This window comes from Rhizobium ecuadorense (genome assembly GCF_001187535.1).
GTDB classification, from domain to species: domain Bacteria; phylum Pseudomonadota; class Alphaproteobacteria; order Rhizobiales; family Rhizobiaceae; genus Rhizobium; species Rhizobium ecuadorense.
This window is the reverse complement of the sequence record NZ_LFIO01000736.1, coordinates 1-280: the sequence shown is the minus strand read 5'-3', so window position 1 is coordinate 280 and position 280 is coordinate 1. Positions and strand designations below refer to the sequence as shown.

The 280-nt window shown below is 58.9% G+C and carries 1 pseudogene; it reads right to left on the bottom strand.

The features are described from left to right. Positions 1-280 (bottom strand): annotated as a pseudogene (locus tag AF337_RS13625) (alpha/beta hydrolase); the annotation flags it as partial.

Here is a 280-nt window from a genome sequence, read left to right as displayed (position 1 = left end):
TCCGTGTATGACAAGGAGGGGCGCGATCAGCTCACCCAGTTTTCCCCTCAAGGTCTGGCCGCCCTTGAGCATGAAATGATTGGTGGCGCTGACGAAGTTCTTGGCCCGTTTGACGTCACGTTCAACAAAGGCGCGCGCCCGCCCCTCGTCGTAGGGATGCGCCGAACCGGCGATCATCTGGGTATCCTTGACGAGGAATTCGATCACTTGGGCATTGTCTGTCCAATCGACGTTCTCACCCGTCGATGCGTGCTCCATGTAGGCGTCGGTGGTATGGGGC